Source organism: Streptomyces ossamyceticus (genome assembly GCF_001418475.1).
In the GTDB taxonomy this organism is placed as follows: Bacteria; Actinomycetota; Actinomycetes; order Streptomycetales; family Streptomycetaceae; genus Streptomyces; species Streptomyces ossamyceticus.
The window spans coordinates 1-661 of the sequence record NZ_LIQX01000466.1; the positions used below are offsets into that span (position 1 = coordinate 1).

The 661-nt window shown below is 74.0% G+C and carries 1 protein-coding gene and 1 pseudogene; both read left to right on the forward strand.

What is annotated here, in order from left to right; genetic code table 11:
• A pseudogene (locus AOK15_RS29550) lies at positions 1-472 on the forward strand (ATPase); the annotation flags it as partial.
• Positions 469-661: roadblock/LC7 domain-containing protein (locus AOK15_RS29555; RefSeq protein WP_205632257.1), on the forward strand; the 193-nt coding region annotated here is incomplete at its 3' end. The pseudogene AOK15_RS29550 and the gene AOK15_RS29555, both read left to right, overlap by 4 nt.

Genomic DNA, 661 nt, shown 5'->3' on the forward strand with positions numbered 1-661 from the left:
TTCCCTCGGAGCCACCGTCGAGGTACAGCGGCAGCCCGAGCAACGGGAGTACGCGCGCGTGCAGGCCGGTCCGCGGCAGGACCCCGTGGAGCAGCCCGTCGACCGGCGGGCACTGATGGCTCCCGTGTCCTCCGCCGGGGAGTCGATGGCGGACGGCCCGCCCGAGCCACCCCCGCCCGGCGTCACCGCCCTCCGGCAGCACCGTCCGCCGCAGGAGCCGGACCCCACCGGTGAACTGCCACGCCGCGTACGGCAGGCCCATCTCGCCCCCCAGCTGCGCGACCGGCACAGCGGCGGGCCGGACCCGGTCCCGAGTCACGTGGCCGACGGCGACCGCACCCCCGAACTCGTACGGGACCGTATGGCGGCCTACCGCGACGGCTGGGCGCGAGGCGGCGGCAGGGCACCCGGACGAGGCGTCACCCACGGCCCCGCGACGGGCAGCGACAGCAGCGAAGGAGACCTCGCATGATCCAGGACCCGACCACCAGGGCCACCGGACGGTCCGGAGAACTCGATTGGCTGTTGGACGACCTGGTACTGCGCGTACATGAGGTAAGACACGCGGTGGTGCTGTCCAACGACGGACTCGCCGTCGGTGCGTCGACCGACCTCGCACGCGAGGACGCCGAGCATCTCGCCGCCGTCGCCTCCGGCTTCC